Genomic DNA, 15,322 nt, shown 5'->3' with positions numbered 1-15,322 from the left:
CCGGACCTGCCTTTTTCGGCAGGGCCGAATAACGTTTTTACTGATTGCTGTTGAAGTATAACCAATTCATCACAAAGGAGGTCAAGATGGCAAATATCACCCCCACTGCTCCCGGAGGAAGTGGAGAAACAGTCACCACCGTGCTTGCCGATGATCTGGAGATTAAGGGCGTCATGAAGTTCGAAAGCTCTCTGATGATCAAAGGGGTCTTTGAGGGAGAGATTATATCGGAAGGGCAGTTGATCGTTGGGCCCACCGCGAAAGTCGCCGCCACCATTACCACAAAAAACCTGATCTCTTATGGAGAGATTGAAGGCGACGTCACCGCATCGGAGCAGGTTGTACTGAAGGACAGCGCAATGCATACAGGCAATATTACTACGCGTAATATCGTCCTGGAGCATGGATCGGTTTTCAACGGTTCCTGTATGATGAAAGCCAAAGACATCACCCTGACATGAGCGGCTTGAGACTATCTTATAAATAAAAAGAAAGGAGCATAAAATGGTAAATATTGCATCCACCCCCACGGGCCTCGGAGAAGAGAACGTCACCACGGTATTAGCCGATGATCTGGAAATTAAAGGTACCATGAAGTTCAAAAGCTCCCTCATGATTAAGGGCATATTCGAGGGGGAAATCATCTCGGAAGGACTTTTGATTGTCGGACCCACCGCGAGAGTCACCGCCACCATCACTACGAAGAATCTGATTTCCCATGGAGACATAAAGGGCGACGTCACTGCCTCTGAGCAGGTAATACTTAAAGAGACGGCGGTTCATACCGGCAATATCACCACGCCCAATATCGTGCTTGAAAGCGGTTCGCTCTTTAACGGCTCTTGTATCATGCAGAGGACCGGCACGCCCCAGCCCGAGGTATAGATCCCCGGTCCCGGCGCAGAAGAAAGCAACATATTCTTATCGGTCCGCGGCTGCTCTTGAGATGAGCCGCCGAACAAGGACGAGGTGCCCCGGGCGCGGCCGGAATGATGCGGTACATATTCGAGGCAGGCAGATCGAAGTGGAGATCTGCCTGCCTCCTTCCTTTCGCCCTGTGAATCTCCCGATCGCCTGCCCTACCCCGTTTTCGCGCTTTAAACAGGCATCATCACCTCCTCGGTTTCTTACGGCAAGGGTATATTTCATCCAGGCGTGATGGGGGAATATGTCGCATAAAAGGGGCCGATCAGACGCGGATCGCATTGAATAGAACGGCTTAATATGTTATAAATCAGCCATGTATGTAGATTCCCACTGCCACCTGGAGATAGAAGATTTCGATGATGACAGGTGGAATATCATTGAAGAAAGTCTTGCAGAAGGACTCGATTACATGCTCACCGTGGGTACCGAAGAGTCCTATTTCGGTCTCGTGGAAAAAATAACTGAAAAGTATCCTCAAATTTACGGGGCCATCGGGATACACCCCCACAATGCCGCGGGCTTTGACGGAGGCGCCGCAAAGAGACTGCAAGATGCCCTGAGAGGTCCCAAGATAGTCGCCTTGGGCGAAATCGGACTGGACTTCTTCAAGAACCGCTCCCCGGGGTCCGTTCAGATAAAGGCCTTTGAGGAGCAGATTCAGCTTGCAAGCCGAATGGGTCTTCCCGTCATCGTCCATTCAAGAAGTGCCCCCCGTGAAACCTATGATATCCTCCTGGCGTCAAAGGAAAGCCTTGGCCGTGGAGGCGTTATTCACTGCTTTTCCTATGATCTCGATTATGCGAAGAAATTCCTGGACCTCGGTTTCTTTATATCCATTCCGGGCACCATAACTTACACAAAGAATATATCTCTCGCGGAAGTGGCGAGATATGTCCCTTCGGACCGGATACTCTCCGAGACGGACGCCCCCTTCCTCGCCCCCCATCCATACAGGGGGAAGAGAAACCTGCCCTTCTATGTCAAGGCCACAGTGGCGAAGGTCGCCGAGATCAGAGATGTGGAGAAAGAAATCCTCGCATCGCAAATTCGTAAAAATTTTGTCGCCCTTTTTCTGGAGGGCCGGGAAGGAGCCCCGCAATGAATGCCGCCGTCATTATCGTTGATATGCTCGAAGGAAATTACCGCAAAGAGAGAACCGGCACAAGAGAGGAAGAGAAAATAGTCATTCCGGTGAGGGATTTTCTCAGGGACTGCAGGGCTTTTTCCGTCCCGGTTATATTTGCATGCGATAGTTTTCTTGAACAGGATTTCATCTTCCGTGGAAGAATGAAACCTCATGCCTTGCGTGGAACAGAGGGTACAAAGCCCCTCTCCGACCTCGAGCCCCAGGACAAGGATATAATACTTGAGAAAAGAAGGTTCAGCGCCTTTTTCAAAACGGACCTCGATCAGACTTTGCGTACGATGGGAGTGGATACCGTGGCAGTGGCCGGCATAAACACTCATTTTTGTGTCCTCGCGACAGCCTTCGATGCCCTTTGTCACGATTTTTATACCGTTCTTCTTGATGATCTGAGCACAGCCTACAAAAGAGAAATTCATACGGGCTTCATGGATGCGTACAGGAACTCCGCTATTTATCCGCTCCTGAGGGTGATGGATTCAGGAGAGTTTATTAAGGAGGCCGGGAACGGCCGGTAGTCCGTTTTCCGCAGGGAACTTCATACATCCGGGATGGCATCGGGGCACTATAATGAAAGAACCGTTCTCTTATAAAAAACTTCTTCTACTGGGAGGCCTTGCGCTTATCGTAGTCGCCGGCAGTCTGGCAGTTATGATGGCCTTAAGGGGCAGGGAAACCCCCGCGCCTGCGGCTGCACCAAAAAAGGAGGCTCTCACTGTCTTTCTTCCGACCGATGAGGGAACACTTTTTCGCAAGAGGGTGGAGACGAAAGACGGCATTTCTCAACAGGAAAAAATGGATATAATCATGAGGGAACTGAGGATGGGGAATGCAATACCCGACACGGTCACACTCCATGAGTTTTCAATAGACGGAGAGGGTGTTCTCTATCTCAACTTCTCCCAGGACATGAAGCGTGAGAAAATAGACGCGGCAGAGGAGATCACTACCGTCTATTCCGTTATCAACTCTTTTCTGATCAATTTCCGGGAAGCCGGGAAAGCTCAGATACTCGTGGAGGGACAGGCGCCCCACACCCTCGCCGGTGTGGTCTACACCTTTGCCCCTCTCGAAATAAATAATCAACTAGTGGAGGAGTAAATGATTGATCCGAAGATCATACGTGAAAAACCTGAGTTCCTGATTGACAGCCTGAGTAAACGGGGAGCTACGTTTGATATAGAGGGGCTTCGAAAGATCGATGAGAGACGGAGGGGCCTGATTCAGGAAAGCGAGGGGATGAAGAGTCAAAAGAACGATCTCTCGAACGAGATTGCAAAACTCAGGAAGTCCGGCCAGGCTGCCCAGGAGCAGATCGAAGACCTGAGAGACCTTGGTCGTCGCATTGAGGAGGCGGAGCGGGAGTTGAAAGAAGTCGAGAAGCAGTGGGATGACATGATATTACTCATTCCAAATATACCTCATACCAGTGTGCCTGTCGGCTCCGGAGAAGAAGACAACCAGGTGGTCAAGGTGTGGGGGGAGAAACCGTCTTTCGCATTTGAGCCCCTCCCGCACTGGGATCTCGGTGAAAAACTGGATATTCTCGATTTTAAGAGGGCAGCGAAGATCACGGGCTCCCGGTTCATTCTCTATAAATCTTACGGCGCCCTCCTCGAGAGGGCACTCATAAATTACATGCTCGATCTCCATACCCGGGAGCACGGATACGTGGAGGTCCTCCCTCCTTTCATGGTGAACCGGGATTCCATGACCGGGACCGGCCAGCTTCCGAAGTTCGAGGAAGAACTGTTCAAGGTAGATGGTTTTGATTATTTCCTCATCCCCACTGCAGAGGTGCCCGTCACCAACATTCATAATAATGAAATCCTCCGGGAGGAAGACCTGCCGGTGAAGTATGTCGCCTATACCCCCTGCTTCAGAAAAGAGGCAGGAGCGCACGGGAAGGACACAAGGGGGTTGACGCGGCTCCACCAGTTCAACAAGGTCGAGCTGGTGAAATTTGCCCTCCCCGACAAATCTTATGAAGAGCTCGAAGGCCTCCTTCTCGACGCAGAGGATGTACTGAAAGGTCTAAAGATCCATTACAGGGTATCCGCACTCTCCACCGGCGATCTCGGATTCTCTTCAGCGAAGACCTACGACATAGAGGTGTGGCTGCCCGGCCAGAATATCTACCGCGAGATATCGTCGTGCAGCAACTTTGACACCTTTCAGGCGAGAAGGGCGAAAATACGATATCGAAAGGATTCGGGCAAAGTAGACCTCCTTCATACCCTGAATGGTTCGGGTCTCGCAATCGGACGCACCGTAATGGCGGTCATGGAAAACTACCAGGAGCCGGACGGCTCTATAAGGGTCCCCGATGTGCTGAGACCCTATATGCACGGGATGGTCAGGTTCCCGTCTTAGAAAGAAGCCTGTTCACCTCGGCAAGCACCGTGGGGTCCTCTTCAGTTGCTTTGATGTCCAGGAGTAGGCCTTTTGAGCTGTCCTCGAGAAGAGATGAGAAGAACTGAATAGCCTTGAGCCGGAGGCTGCTTTCACCGATTTCCCGCAATGCCTGGAGGATCGCGATCATGGTGCCTCTGTTCCCGTTTCGTGCCATCCCTTTGATCAGGATATTCCTGATCTCCTGCACGTTTTCTTTCTTCAAATGGCGGAGCAGGGGGTTAATCGTTTTCTTATCTTCAACCTGAATGACGAGTTCGATTGCCTTCTTCCTCTTCTCTACGTCCTGAGAATAGAGGAATCGCAGAATAGGCTGAACGTCAATGCCGCTCCCGTCCCGGGCGGCCTTCTCCACAAAAGATGAATAATCATCCCCTGCGGAGATGAGGCCGGCGAGAATAAGGCCCATCTCTTCCGAAGAAAAACAGGTGCGGTCTTTCCATTTCCTTGCGAGATGCAGGACCTTCCGGTCCACCTCGGAGTCGCTGACGAGGGCTCGACCCATGTGCCGTCTGAGAAGCCCCCTTTCGTCGAACTCATAAAGCCTCAGGATGCGGTGAAGGGGCTCCCTCACGAACCTGCCGGATAAGGAGAAAAATCTGGAATCGGCAAGGCGGGTTTCCTTTACCAGGCCTGCTTTCTGCAGAACATAGAGATTCTCGACAATTCTCCCTATCGGGAGGGCAGTCTCAAAGCGAATCTCTTCCATAGTATACCGCTTCAGGTGACGTCCGCTTATCTCCGTCATCCCCGCCAGCATACTTCTGAGCGCGGTCCTATCCTCCGCTTCCCGGGCCACGCCTTCAATTATCTCTTCAAGGCGGATCCCTTTGTCGGCAAACTCACATTCTATCGGTCTATAATAGTGTCCTTCTATCCATCCTCCCGAACGCTCACCATAATGGATTCCGGCTTTTTCACCCTCCACCGCTTTCACTTCCCTGATAGAGGAAAGCTTCATCTTTCCGAAGAGACCGAACCAGTCGAAAAAAGTCTCTTTCTCGCCTGAAACCACAAGAAACATGTTGTCCTTTTCAAAACAGAATTCGAGAAATCTCTCGAATTTCTCCGTCTCACCCTGGTCGAGACCCACCATTCTTTCACATGAATCAAGGAGAAAAATACAAGGCCCCTTCTCCAAAAGCCTGCTGCAGATAGAGACGATGTCGAGACCGCTGTATCCCAGATTCTCATATCTTGTGCATATGGAGTCCCTGATCTCATTCACGGGACTCTTCCATAACTCGCAATAGAACGTATTGGAGGCGAGGCTCAATAGCTGGGGGAGCACAAAGGACGTAAGCAGCGTAGTCTTGCCCACGGACTCTTCGCCTACCATCACCACGTTACCGTTTTCAAAGAGGCAATCCAGGATAGATGAGCCTTCTTCCCACCTCGGAAAACCCGGCTTGTCTCGTTCCTTAAATAGAGAAACGCCCGCATCCGGAGGAGCGGCCGAACCCTTGTTTAAGCCGCCCGTTATATCCCATTTAATCTTGCGGTACTGAAAACCGAGCCTGCCGTTTACATTGTTTCTGAAGACGTGAAACGCCCCGTTCACAAAATTTTGCACTGCCTTCAGATGATGTAACTCATAAGGCGACGCGTCACGATAAGTGACCTCTATAACCCCTTCCCTGCTGTCGATTTCAACCCCCGCTTTCTTATTGCTGAGACCGAGGCCGAGACTACCGTATCTTCTGAGACCGGGATAATGCAGATCCGGATAGAATACGTCGAGGAGGAGGTGGGAGAAGTTGAAGAGATATTGAAGGACCTTCGTATTTCTTAAAATGGCCTTTCTGCCTCCCTCTTCGATCTCCCATTTCATGGGAACTTTTCTGATGATGTGGGAGAGGCTCAGGGTATTGATGATTTCCATCGCCTGCGCCGGAAGACCGATGCGAGCCCCCAATTCATTGCTCGCAATGACCGTCTTATGAGTCCTGTCGAGGGCGTTGAAAAGCTCGTCCGTCCCCTTTCCTGCAGGACTTCGCACTAGGCCGACATCATGGAGATAGAGGCTGCCGAGAAGGGCAAATATCTCTCCCGAGAACATTTCCTCCTTTCGGTCCCTGGAATCGGGGATCAATTTCTCAATGAGTTCTTTCAGGCGTGCGACATGATCTGCAAGAGGGAAATCAAGGGCGGGGAATAGGGTTTCTTCACACAAAGCCTTGAGAGCCAGAAACTTCCGGTATAGCTTGAGCTCACGTTCCTTGAGCTCCAGTACTTCTTCAAGCTTACCTTGCACCACACACCATTCAGGACTTCGAGATGAACCAGAAAGAACGCAATCAGCCCCGGCAGGGTGATCACGCTACCTCACGGAGTCTTATCGTACTCTCTTTCTCCACAGGAAGATAAGGGGGCTTGCCACAAATATCGATGAATAGGTACCGATAATTACGCCTATGAAAAGGGCCAGGGAAAACTCGAACAACACCTTTCCTCCCATAAATAGGAGGGCTGCGAGAACGAGCAGCACGGTGAGGGACGTAATGAGGGTCCGGCTCAGCACCTCATTGATGCTGAGGTTGATCACATTGCCCAGGTCCGACTTCGACTTCATTTTAGCCATATTTTCGCGGATACGGTCGAACACTACTACAGTATCCGTGAGGGAATAACCTGCAATCGTAAGAAGGGCGGTGATGAAGAGTATATTCATCTCCTCATTCAGGATCCAGAATATGCCGAGCATTGCGATTACATCATGAAAGGTCGCGATGGCGGCCGCGATGCCGAAGACGAAGGTAAACCTCCAGGCGATATAGATGATTATACACACCAGGGAGATGATTATGGCGATAATGGCGTTCTTCTTGAGCGTCTGTCCCACCGAGGAGCCGACCATGTTGCTCCCGAGGATCTCATATTTTTTCCCCTGGAGCTTGGTGGAGACTATCTTGCCCAGAATGTCCTGGATCTTTTCCTTTTCAGTGTCAACGATCTTCGTCTTTACAAGGAATTCTTTCGAGCCGCTGACTTCCTGAATCTGCACGTCATGAAGTCCCCCGGTCAGCAGGGCGTCGCGAAGTTCCCCGATGCCTACGGGCTCTGCGAACCTGATCTGCAGATTCGTTCCCCCCGTGAAGTCGACGCTCATGTTCGCCTTGCCGAAGGATGTCATTACAAAGGCAACGAGCCCGAGAATGGTGAGGATAAGGGAGAGGAGAAACATCTTGTTCCTCAGGCTTATAAAATCCAAATTGGGTTTCTGTATAATTTCTCTGAATTTCATCAGATGCTCAGACTCCTTGGTTTATATTTTGTCACGATCCAATCGAAGATAACCTTGGATCCGAAGACCGCAGTAAAAAGGTTGATGATGATACCCACGCTTAAGGTCACCGCAAAACCCTTTATCGGTCCTGTGCCGAAGATAAAGAGGACGAAAGTGGTAATGAGGGTGGTAATATGGGCGTCAAAGATCGTGACCCACGCCTTCGAATATCCTCCGTCTATGGCGGCCCTCACCGTCTTGCCCAGCCTCAATTCTTCACGTATTCTTTCAAAAATGATAACGTTCGTGTCCACGCCTATTCCCATGGTCAGGATAATACCCGCGATACCGGGAAGGGTCATGGTTGCCTTCATTGCGCTGAATGCCCCGAGAAGGTAAATCAGGTTGAGAAAAAGGGCGATATCGGCCACCACGCCGGAATACCGATAATAAAAGACCATGAATATGATTACGAGCACCGCTCCGAGGAGCGCCGCCTGAATGCCTTTATTGATTGAATCCTGACCCAGGGTGGGTCCTATCGTGATATTCTGGACGATCTTTACCGGCGCAGGAAGGGCCCCTGCCCTGAGCACGATGGCGAGGTCGCTCGCTTCATCCATGGTAAAGCCGCCGCTTATCTGGGCCTTGCCGCCTGAAATTCTATCCTTTACCACGGGCGCCGAGTAGACCGTATTATCAAGCACTATGGCAATACGTTTTCCTACATTTTCCCCCGTGATTCTGTCGAAGATCCTCGCCCCTTCGCTGTTGAATTCTATGTCGACCCTAATCTCCGAACCGAGTCCGCTTCCCACGCCCACTTTTGCGCTCGTAAGCAAGTCTCCCGTAAGGAGGGCCTGCTTCTTGAGCAAAATAGGTGAGCTGGTGACAATGCCCGTCTCCCGGTTTCTCCTCTTCTCCATCAGAAGCTCATCGCCCTCCGGGGCCACGCCCGAGGTTGCCTTGGCGGCATTTTCCTCATCTACCAGCTTGAATTCCAATTGCGCGGTCTTCCCTATCAGCTCGATTGCCCTCTCCGGGTCCTTCACTCCGGGAAGCTGCACCAGGATCTGGTTCTCTCCCTGGCGGGCGATCACCGGCTCGCTTACGCCGAACTGGTCAATCCTGTTCCTGATGGTTTCCAGGGCCTGCTCCACCGCATGTTCTTTCAGGGCGGCAATCTCTTTTTCAAGCCAGATAAACCGGACGCTGAAGTTATCGCCTTCCACGCGGGTCGTGTCCGCTTTCAGATCGGGAAACTCTTTTCCCACCACATTATAGAGCTTTTCCTTCTGATCCGCTCTCACGGTGACCGATACGGCGCCGTCCCTCCTGTCCAGGGACAGGAAGCGGATGCCGTCACGGATGAGCGCATCTTTAAGGCCGTTAAATTTTCTCTCCCCCAGATTTTCCATCATCTTGGCGGTATCGAGCTCGAGGAGAAGGTGTATGCCCCCTTTGAGGTCGAGACCGAGATGAATTTTTTCCGAAGGAAGGTACTGCTTCCAGGCGCCTTTAAGCTCAACCACATTGGGCAGGCAGTAAACAATGGAGATTACCAGAAACACTAGGATAAGAATGGCTCTCAGTTTTAATGACTTTAGCACTTATGACCTCATAGTGGAATTCTTAGAAAAAAGTATATCAAAATTATATTTATCCTGCTCTTTTGTCAAGGGAATTTTCTCACAAAGACGGGTATTGCCGCCTATGTCACTTGCCGGTGCCAATTCGGGGATGAGGGGGCCGGCTTGAAAGTTACTTTTCGCGGTCGCTGTGCAGGGTCCTCAGGAAATCGATCACCTTATTAACCTTCACTGTCACGAGCCGCTCCACCTGAGGCAGGGCTTCCGCTTCACGGGCAGACGGGGAATAGCCGTCCATCATCGCAATGCTTTCGATCTTTTCGGATTTTCCGATGAGCTGGTACCCTGTATCGCCTTCCTTATCCCACACCACCACCGATATGCGACCGTTCATTTGGAGGTTGGCGAGGGTATCGGGGCAAAACCAGGCGCTCACCCCGATACGGGAGCCGCCCCGGTAGTCGAGGAGGCCCGCCACCGCCACGTGTGGCTCCCCCTTGTCATTTGCGGTAGCCACAAACAGGTGCCCTATCCTGCGCGCGAGGAGAACCGATTTCTCTATATCCGCGGTATTCATCCTTCTTCTCTATCTCCCGGGATGTACGGGCCGTGGACTGCCGTTGACACGAAACCGTTCCGGGAAAGGTCGGGTCTCACTCGTCGATCAGAATGGCTTCAACGGGACATGCGTCTGAGGCCTCCCGTACGGCATCTTCAAGGTCTTCGGGCACCTTCTCCGTCTTCACTACGGCAAGGTCCCCTTCCATCACGAATATTTCGGGACAGGTCTCCGCACAGGAGCCGTCCCCCACGCATGCATCTCCATCTACTCTGACTTTCATCGCTGCCCTCCTCCACGCCGAGTATTATCTATGTTCCACGGCCTCGATACGGATATCGGCCGCGACCGTTGATTCCAGCCGTATCCGCTCAAGAGCGCGGTCTCTTCGATTATAAGAACATTAGTTACCCTGCCCTGTCGTGTCAAGGCAAAGGCTCGAGCAAATAATCCTGCTTCAGCTTTTAGACAGGGAGGCGGGTTAAAGATCCGGGCCTGCGCGGCTGCTGCCGTCACAGGCCCGGATGGGGGGATTACTTTATTTGATCGATACCAGTTCAACCTCAAAAATCAGCGTGGAGTTCGGACCGATAATATTGCCCGCCCCTCGTTCGCCATAGGCAAGGTTCGGCGGGACAAATAACTGCCACTTCGATCCGGTCTTCATTTTCTGAAGGGCTTCGGTCCAGCCGGGGATCACTCCCGAAACCTGAAAGGTTGCCGGCTCTCCCCGCTTAAAAGAGCTGTCGAATTCCGATCCATTGACAAGAGTGCCCCTGTATTGGACGGTGACCGTATCGGTTGCTTTAGGCATTTTGCCCGTTCCTTCCTTAATCACCTTATACTGCAGACCGTCCGGTAATGTGACGACTCCCGGCTTCTTTTTATTTTCCGCAAGAAAGGCATCCCCTTCTTTTTTGTTCGTTTCGCCGACCTTTTTCAGCATCTCGGTCTGCTTGGCCACCATATCTTTCTGAAAAGCCACCATGATTTCCCGCATCTCCTGATCGGTAAGGAGGAGCTTGCTTCCGGACACGGCATCTTTAAGACCCTGCGCAAGGACGGAGGGATCCGTCTCTATCTGCTGCCGTTTAATGGTATTCCCGATATCTACACCGATGGAATAGCTGAGCTTCTCTTTGGGGGTTTTTAAAGCCGTGGGGGTCTGGGCGCCCACCTGGGTCGCGAGGAACAATACTGCCAAAACCACTATCATCTTTAATTTCATGAATGCTCCTTTCAGGATAACGTCACCCCCTCAAATGAGACGGTGCCTTGATTTGATCTATAGGTCGCGTAATGAAAATCCTGTACGGACCATAATATAAGCCCTCAAATTACGATTGTCAAACTGGTAAACTGGCCCCACCGGCCTGATCGGCAACATGGGGGGAGCGGGAAAAAGAAGGTGGAACGGCAGAGTTTGCTGGACAAGGAGCCAAAGAAGATGTACATTATATAGGCTAGAGAAAACATATCGACCATGCCATACAGTTCGTTGGTCTCCAACCATATAAAATGACTGATAGCAGGGTTACGTAAGAGGTGAAGAGTTATGTCCGAAGTAAATCTTGAGAGCGGCGAAGGGGCCGCTGACGTAAGAATCGAAGAAACCGGCAAAGAAGAGCAGTTTGCGGAGCTGTTTGAAAAAAGCGGCAATATGTCCAAAAGGCTGGAGCCAGGGCAGAAAATTAAATCCTTTGTGGTGAGCATTTCAGGGGATTTCGTCTACATTGACCTCGGCGGCAAGAGCGAAGGTGTGGTAGACCTGAGCGAATTCATGGATGAGAACAACAACTACACCGTGAAGGTGGGAGACGAGCTGGAGGTTCACTTCGTCACCGTCCAGAATGGAGTAAAGAAACTCACCACCCTCGTACGCGGTGTATCGACCGTTGATTTATCAGGTATCCGCGAGGCTTTTGAGGCAGGCTTGCCGGTAAACGGTAAAGTGGCGGGAGAGCTCAAAGGTGGATTTGAAGTCCGGGTAGGAAAGGTCCGATGTTTTTGTCCTTTCTCTCAAATGGATCTCAGGGCCAGCAGGGATGCCGGCGTCTATGTGGGAGAGATCTTTCCCTTCCGTATATTGGAATTCGAAGAAGGAGGCAGAAATATCATTGTCTCCAGGCGAGCCCTCCTCGAAGAAGAACGGCAGGTTCAGGTCGAAGCATTAAAGAAGAACCTTCAGGTAGGCATGGAAGTCCCTGCTAAAGTGCGGTCCATTCAAAATTTTGGCGTTTTCGTCGATTTGGGCGGTATAGATGGTCTTATCCCGATGAGCGAGCTTGCGTGGGACCGTTCTGAAAAGGCGGAAAACATTCTCAACCTCGGACAGGAAGTGACGGCAAAGGTGATTGCCCTGGATTGGGAAAAAGATCGCCTCACCTTAAGCCTGAAGGCAATGCAGGCAGACCCCTGGACGGATGTGGCGGAGAAATATTCTTCCGATATGGCGGTAAAAGGGAAGATCGTGCGTCTTGCTCCTTTCGGCGCCTTTGTCTCTCTGGAGCCGGGTATCGACGGTCTCATCCACGTCTCAAAGCTTGCGCCGGGCAAAAGAATCAAACACCCGAAAGAAGTGGTGGAAGTGGGCCAGGAAGTAGAGGTCTATATTCTGGAGGTTGACGCCCAGAAGAAAAAGATTTCTCTCTCCATGGAACAGAAGGTAGAGAAAGAAAGACCGATCCTTCCGGGAATAGGAGAGATCCTCCAGGGAAGAATTGAGAAAATCATGCCTTACGGGCTTTTTCTTCACACCGAGGGAGGAGTAAAGGGTTTTATTCCCAATTCTGAAATGGGAACTCCCAGGGGGACGAATCACAGTCGCCTTTTCCCTGAGGGAACCAATATGGAAGTTGTGGTGACCGCAGTGGACCAGGAGCGGGGCAAGGTAACCTTCAGCCGAAGCGGAGTAGAGGAAAAAGTCGCCCAGGACGAGTATCGCCAGTATAGGGATACGGTGAAGAAACAGGAAACCTCACCGGGGGGACTCGGAAGTTTCGGTGAGCTCCTCATGGCCAAATTGGGAGAAAAGAAATAGAGACATCCGGCGACGGAGGTATCTGACCCTCCGTCGTATCTTCATTCTGATAGATTATCCGAACAAACCCGGCCCTTCAGATGTACCTTTAAAAGGTATCCTGAGGTGAGTGAAAGCCTTTTCCGATACCCTCCTGCCCTGGGAAGTCCTGATGATAAACCCTGTTTTTAAAAGATAAGGCTCCACCACCTCCAGGAGTACGTCCGACTCGAGTTGAAGGGTTGCGGCGAGCGCCTCGATGCCCACGGGGCCTCCCCTGTAATTAAGAATAATTGTACGTAAGAGCTTCCTGTCTATCTCCCCGAGACCACACTCGTCGATACCTTCCAGCGCCAGGGCGTCCACGGCAATAGCGCCCGTGATCCTTCCGTCGGCCCTCACCTGTGCATAATCGCGCACCCGCTTGAGCAGTCTGTTTGCGACTCTCGGCGTGCCCCTCGCCCGCCTCGCGGTCTCATAAGCCCCTTTTTCGTCGATAGACACATTGAGGATGATTGCCGATCGTTTGATAATCCGTACCAGGTCGGCTTCGGTATAAAAATCAAGGTCGCGGGTAATGCCGAACCTCTCTCTCAACGGAGAGGAGAGGAGTCCCGATCTTGTAGTCGCCCCTATGAGGGTGAATTGCTCGAGACGATAGCGATGGGTCCTTGCGTGGACCCCTTTGTCGAATATAAAATCCACCGCGAAATCCTCCATGGCCGGATAGAGGAATTCCTCCACCACCTTGGGTATTCTGTGGATCTCGTCGATAAAAAAGACATCCCCTTTCTCCATATGGGTCAAAAGCCCCATGAGGTCTCCCCCTTTTTCCAGGGCGGGGCCCGATGTGGTGATGATGCGGGTGCCCATCTCATTGGCAATAATATGAGCCAATGTGGTTTTGCCCAGGCCGGGGGGACCGTTAAAGAGGATATGCTCCAGGGGCTCTTTTCTCAATATGGCGGCCTCGATGGCGATCTTGAGGGTTTCAACCACATTATCCTGTCCCACGTATTCGGCGAGCATGGTGGGTCTCAGGGTTACATGAATCTCGTTGTCCGTCGCCCTGTCCTCGGCAATTTGTTCCGTTACGGTCGTAATCTCTTCGTTGATCATTTTTTCTGACCCCGGTAAACCTCTTCGAACAATTGTTCCGACGATGAGATGGTGGGATTCCTCTTCATGGCCTCTTCGACCATCTTTCTCGCCTCGATCGTTTTATGGCCGAGCTGACTCACCATTACGTATTCCACTTCCTTGCGGAAATCCTCGGCCTCGCCCGCAGGAAGGAGTACCTCGGGAAGGAGCGCATATTTCGCTACTTTCCCCCGGAGCGTGGCGACTATCTTTTCCGCCTTTCTTTCCCCTATGCCCTTTAACTGCCTCAGGGCCTTGACATCCTTTTCTTCTATCCAATGGGCAATCTCCCGCGCGGACCTCACGAGCGCCTTGATTGCAGCGGAAGGCCCTATGTCTTCGACGGATATAAAAAGCTCGAAGAATTCCCTGTCAAGCACATTCGTGAACCCGACGAGGATCGGCTTGGGCTGCCGCTCGGTCTGATTGAAAGAGATATAAAGGCTCAGCGGCCCGTCGGGTTTATGAAGCCGCCTTATCTCGTGCAGCACATAGGCGGGGATCAGGACATCATAGCCGATCCCGTTTACAAGCAGCGTCAGCCGCTCATCGTAGATGCCCTTCAATTTTCCTTCGAGATAGGAGATCATAATCTTCTTCCGGGACCGTTTCTGTAAAAGGCGGTGAGGGCCACTGCCAGCGCATCCGCCGCGTGAAAAGAGGGAAGCCCGTCCATTTGCAGCATCGCCTGCACGGTCCTTCTCACCTGATCTTTATCCGCACTTCCATATCCTACAAGGGCGTTTTTGACCTCTTTCGTCGTGATCTCCTTCATAGCCATATTGCTTTGAAAGACGGCGAGGTAAATGACCCCGATCACGCCCCCCAAAAGAATGCCTGCCCTGGGATATCTTACGAGGGAAAAGATGTTCTCTACCGCCACGAGCTCCGGCTTCACTGCGCTAAGCAACACGTTCACGTCGGCATAGATCTGAGAGAGCCTTCGGGACATATCGTCGTCCTTCGATGTCTTAATATGGCCGCATTTCACGAGCGAGGGGCTGGGACCTTCACATGAAATGGCGCCGAAACCCGTGCTCGCCAGACCTGGATCAAAGCCTAATATAATCATAACGGATAGCCGTAAGTCGGGGGGCTCTCATCTTTCCTTTATCATCATATCAGGAATCGACGCGCCTTGTAAACTAGAAAGGCCCCCCTCATTTACGCACTCTTTTTCTCTTTCCCCGCAGATTCCCGATTGATTTTTTCATACGGACCAACTATAGTACTATGGTAAGTGAGACCTTACATCTCCAGTGAATCATGCACCGAGTGTCGTGAATGTGTTGAAACCTGTCCCTAT

The 15,322-nt window shown here is 51.6% G+C and carries 16 protein-coding genes; 7 read left to right on the top strand and 9 right to left on the bottom strand.

From position 1 onward, the window contains the following. The first annotated feature begins 86 nt into the window (after positions 1-86). The 6 genes from VGJ94_11365 (at position 87) to serS (ending at position 4,444) form a co-directional block, all read left to right on the top strand. Entirely contained in the window at positions 87-461 is a 375-nt protein-coding gene (locus tag VGJ94_11365) for a polymer-forming cytoskeletal protein (GenBank protein HEY3277211.1), read from the top strand. 43 nt (positions 462-504) lie between these two features. After that, complete coding sequence (locus VGJ94_11360) at positions 505-885, top strand: polymer-forming cytoskeletal protein (protein ID HEY3277210.1); 381 nt, start codon at positions 505-507, stop codon at positions 883-885. Positions 886-1,240: 355 nt separating this feature from the next. Continuing rightward, complete coding sequence (locus tag VGJ94_11355; GenBank protein ID HEY3277209.1) at positions 1,241-2,029, top strand: TatD family hydrolase; 789 nt, start codon at positions 1,241-1,243, stop codon at positions 2,027-2,029. Next, positions 2,026-2,589, top strand: coding sequence for an isochorismatase family cysteine hydrolase (locus tag VGJ94_11350; GenBank protein HEY3277208.1), 564 nt, complete (start codon positions 2,026-2,028; stop codon positions 2,587-2,589). Before VGJ94_11355 ends, VGJ94_11350 begins: the two co-directional genes overlap by 4 nt. Positions 2,590-2,641: 52 nt before the next feature. Then, positions 2,642-3,172 carry a GerMN domain-containing protein gene (locus VGJ94_11345; protein HEY3277207.1) on the top strand — a complete coding sequence of 177 codons (531 nt, stop codon included), beginning with the start codon at positions 2,642-2,644 and terminating at the stop codon, positions 3,170-3,172. Beyond that, complete coding sequence (serS, locus tag VGJ94_11340) at positions 3,173-4,444, top strand: serine--tRNA ligase (protein HEY3277206.1); 1,272 nt, start codon at positions 3,173-3,175, stop codon at positions 4,442-4,444. It abuts the gene before it with no gap. Here the strand turns inward: serS and VGJ94_11335 are convergent. From VGJ94_11335 to VGJ94_11310, 6 genes are all read right to left on the bottom strand, one after another. Next, on the bottom strand, positions 4,428-6,737 hold the full coding sequence (locus VGJ94_11335; protein HEY3277205.1) for a hypothetical protein: 2,310 nt from the start codon (positions 6,735-6,737) through the stop codon (positions 4,428-4,430). The two genes, serS and VGJ94_11335, sit on opposite strands and share 17 nt — an antisense overlap. 81 nt (positions 6,738-6,818) lie before the next feature. Next, the gene (gene secF / locus VGJ94_11330) at positions 6,819-7,727 is read right to left on the bottom strand and encodes a protein translocase subunit SecF (protein HEY3277204.1); all 909 of its coding nucleotides are present in this window, start codon (positions 7,725-7,727) and stop codon (positions 6,819-6,821) included. Continuing rightward, entirely contained in the window at positions 7,727-9,319 is a 1,593-nt protein-coding gene (secD, locus tag VGJ94_11325) for a protein translocase subunit SecD (GenBank protein ID HEY3277203.1), read from the bottom strand. Before secD ends, secF begins: the two co-directional genes overlap by 1 nt. A 151-nt stretch (positions 9,320-9,470) precedes the next feature. Then, positions 9,471-9,875 (bottom strand): pyridoxamine 5'-phosphate oxidase family protein, encoded by a 405-nt coding sequence (locus VGJ94_11320; GenBank protein HEY3277202.1) that lies wholly within the window; start codon positions 9,873-9,875, stop codon positions 9,471-9,473. Between the two features lie 76 nt (positions 9,876-9,951). Then, entirely contained in the window at positions 9,952-10,140 is a 189-nt protein-coding gene (locus VGJ94_11315; protein HEY3277201.1) for a ferredoxin, read from the bottom strand. Positions 10,141-10,395: 255 nt separating this feature from the next. Continuing rightward, entirely contained in the window at positions 10,396-11,085 is a 690-nt protein-coding gene (locus VGJ94_11310; protein ID HEY3277200.1) for an FKBP-type peptidyl-prolyl cis-trans isomerase, read from the bottom strand. Between the two features lie 327 nt (positions 11,086-11,412). Between VGJ94_11310 and VGJ94_11305 the strand changes: the two genes are divergently transcribed. Beyond that, positions 11,413-12,897 carry a S1 RNA-binding domain-containing protein gene (locus VGJ94_11305; protein HEY3277199.1) on the top strand — a complete coding sequence of 495 codons (1,485 nt, stop codon included), beginning with the start codon at positions 11,413-11,415 and terminating at the stop codon, positions 12,895-12,897. Positions 12,898-12,951: 54 nt separating this feature from the next. Here VGJ94_11305 and ruvB read toward each other — a convergent pair whose 3' ends face one another. Genes ruvB through VGJ94_11290 form a run of 3 tightly spaced genes read right to left on the bottom strand, consistent with a single transcriptional unit; the run spans position 12,952 to position 15,088 of the window. Continuing rightward, the gene (gene ruvB / locus VGJ94_11300; protein HEY3277198.1) at positions 12,952-13,995 is read right to left on the bottom strand and encodes a Holliday junction branch migration DNA helicase RuvB; all 1,044 of its coding nucleotides are present in this window, start codon (positions 13,993-13,995) and stop codon (positions 12,952-12,954) included. After that, entirely contained in the window at positions 13,992-14,606 is a 615-nt protein-coding gene (gene ruvA, locus VGJ94_11295) for a Holliday junction branch migration protein RuvA (protein ID HEY3277197.1), read from the bottom strand. The genes ruvB and ruvA overlap by 4 nt, the downstream gene beginning before the upstream one ends. Next, positions 14,603-15,088, bottom strand: a complete 486-nt coding sequence (locus tag VGJ94_11290) for a crossover junction endodeoxyribonuclease RuvC (protein HEY3277196.1) — start codon at positions 15,086-15,088, stop codon at positions 14,603-14,605. Before VGJ94_11290 ends, ruvA begins: the two co-directional genes overlap by 4 nt. Positions 15,089-15,322 lie beyond the last annotated feature (234 nt).

The organism is Syntrophorhabdaceae bacterium (assembly GCA_036504895.1).
Lineage (GTDB): Bacteria > Desulfobacterota > Syntrophorhabdia > Syntrophorhabdales > Syntrophorhabdaceae > PNOM01.
This window is presented reverse-complemented; position numbering and strand designations above follow the sequence as displayed.

Bases quoted from the DNA above. Each gene is read 5' to 3' on its own strand.
- ruvB (HEY3277198.1), bottom strand. From the start codon at position 13,995: ATGATCAACGAAGAGATTACGACCGTAACGGAACAAATTGCCGAGGAC.
- secF (HEY3277204.1), bottom strand. From the start codon at position 7,727: ATGAAATTCAGAGAAATTATACAGAAACCCAATTTGGATTTTATAAGC.
- VGJ94_11315 (HEY3277201.1), bottom strand. From the start codon at position 10,140: ATGAAAGTCAGAGTAGATGGAGATGCATGCGTGGGGGACGGCTCCTGT.
- VGJ94_11345 (HEY3277207.1), top strand. From the start codon at position 2,642: ATGAAAGAACCGTTCTCTTATAAAAAACTTCTTCTACTGGGAGGCCTT.
- ruvA (HEY3277197.1), bottom strand. From the start codon at position 14,606: ATGATCTCCTATCTCGAAGGAAAATTGAAGGGCATCTACGATGAGCGG.
- VGJ94_11360 (HEY3277210.1), top strand. From the start codon at position 505: ATGGTAAATATTGCATCCACCCCCACGGGCCTCGGAGAAGAGAACGTC.
- VGJ94_11290 (HEY3277196.1), bottom strand. From the start codon at position 15,088: ATGATTATATTAGGCTTTGATCCAGGTCTGGCGAGCACGGGTTTCGGC.
- VGJ94_11320 (HEY3277202.1), bottom strand. From the start codon at position 9,875: ATGAATACCGCGGATATAGAGAAATCGGTTCTCCTCGCGCGCAGGATA.
- VGJ94_11355 (HEY3277209.1), top strand. From the start codon at position 1,241: ATGTATGTAGATTCCCACTGCCACCTGGAGATAGAAGATTTCGATGAT.
- VGJ94_11310 (HEY3277200.1), bottom strand. From the start codon at position 11,085: ATGAAATTAAAGATGATAGTGGTTTTGGCAGTATTGTTCCTCGCGACC.
- VGJ94_11365 (HEY3277211.1), top strand. From the start codon at position 87: ATGGCAAATATCACCCCCACTGCTCCCGGAGGAAGTGGAGAAACAGTC.
- serS (HEY3277206.1), top strand. From the start codon at position 3,173: ATGATTGATCCGAAGATCATACGTGAAAAACCTGAGTTCCTGATTGAC.
- VGJ94_11305 (HEY3277199.1), top strand. From the start codon at position 11,413: ATGTCCGAAGTAAATCTTGAGAGCGGCGAAGGGGCCGCTGACGTAAGA.
- VGJ94_11350 (HEY3277208.1), top strand. From the start codon at position 2,026: ATGAATGCCGCCGTCATTATCGTTGATATGCTCGAAGGAAATTACCGC.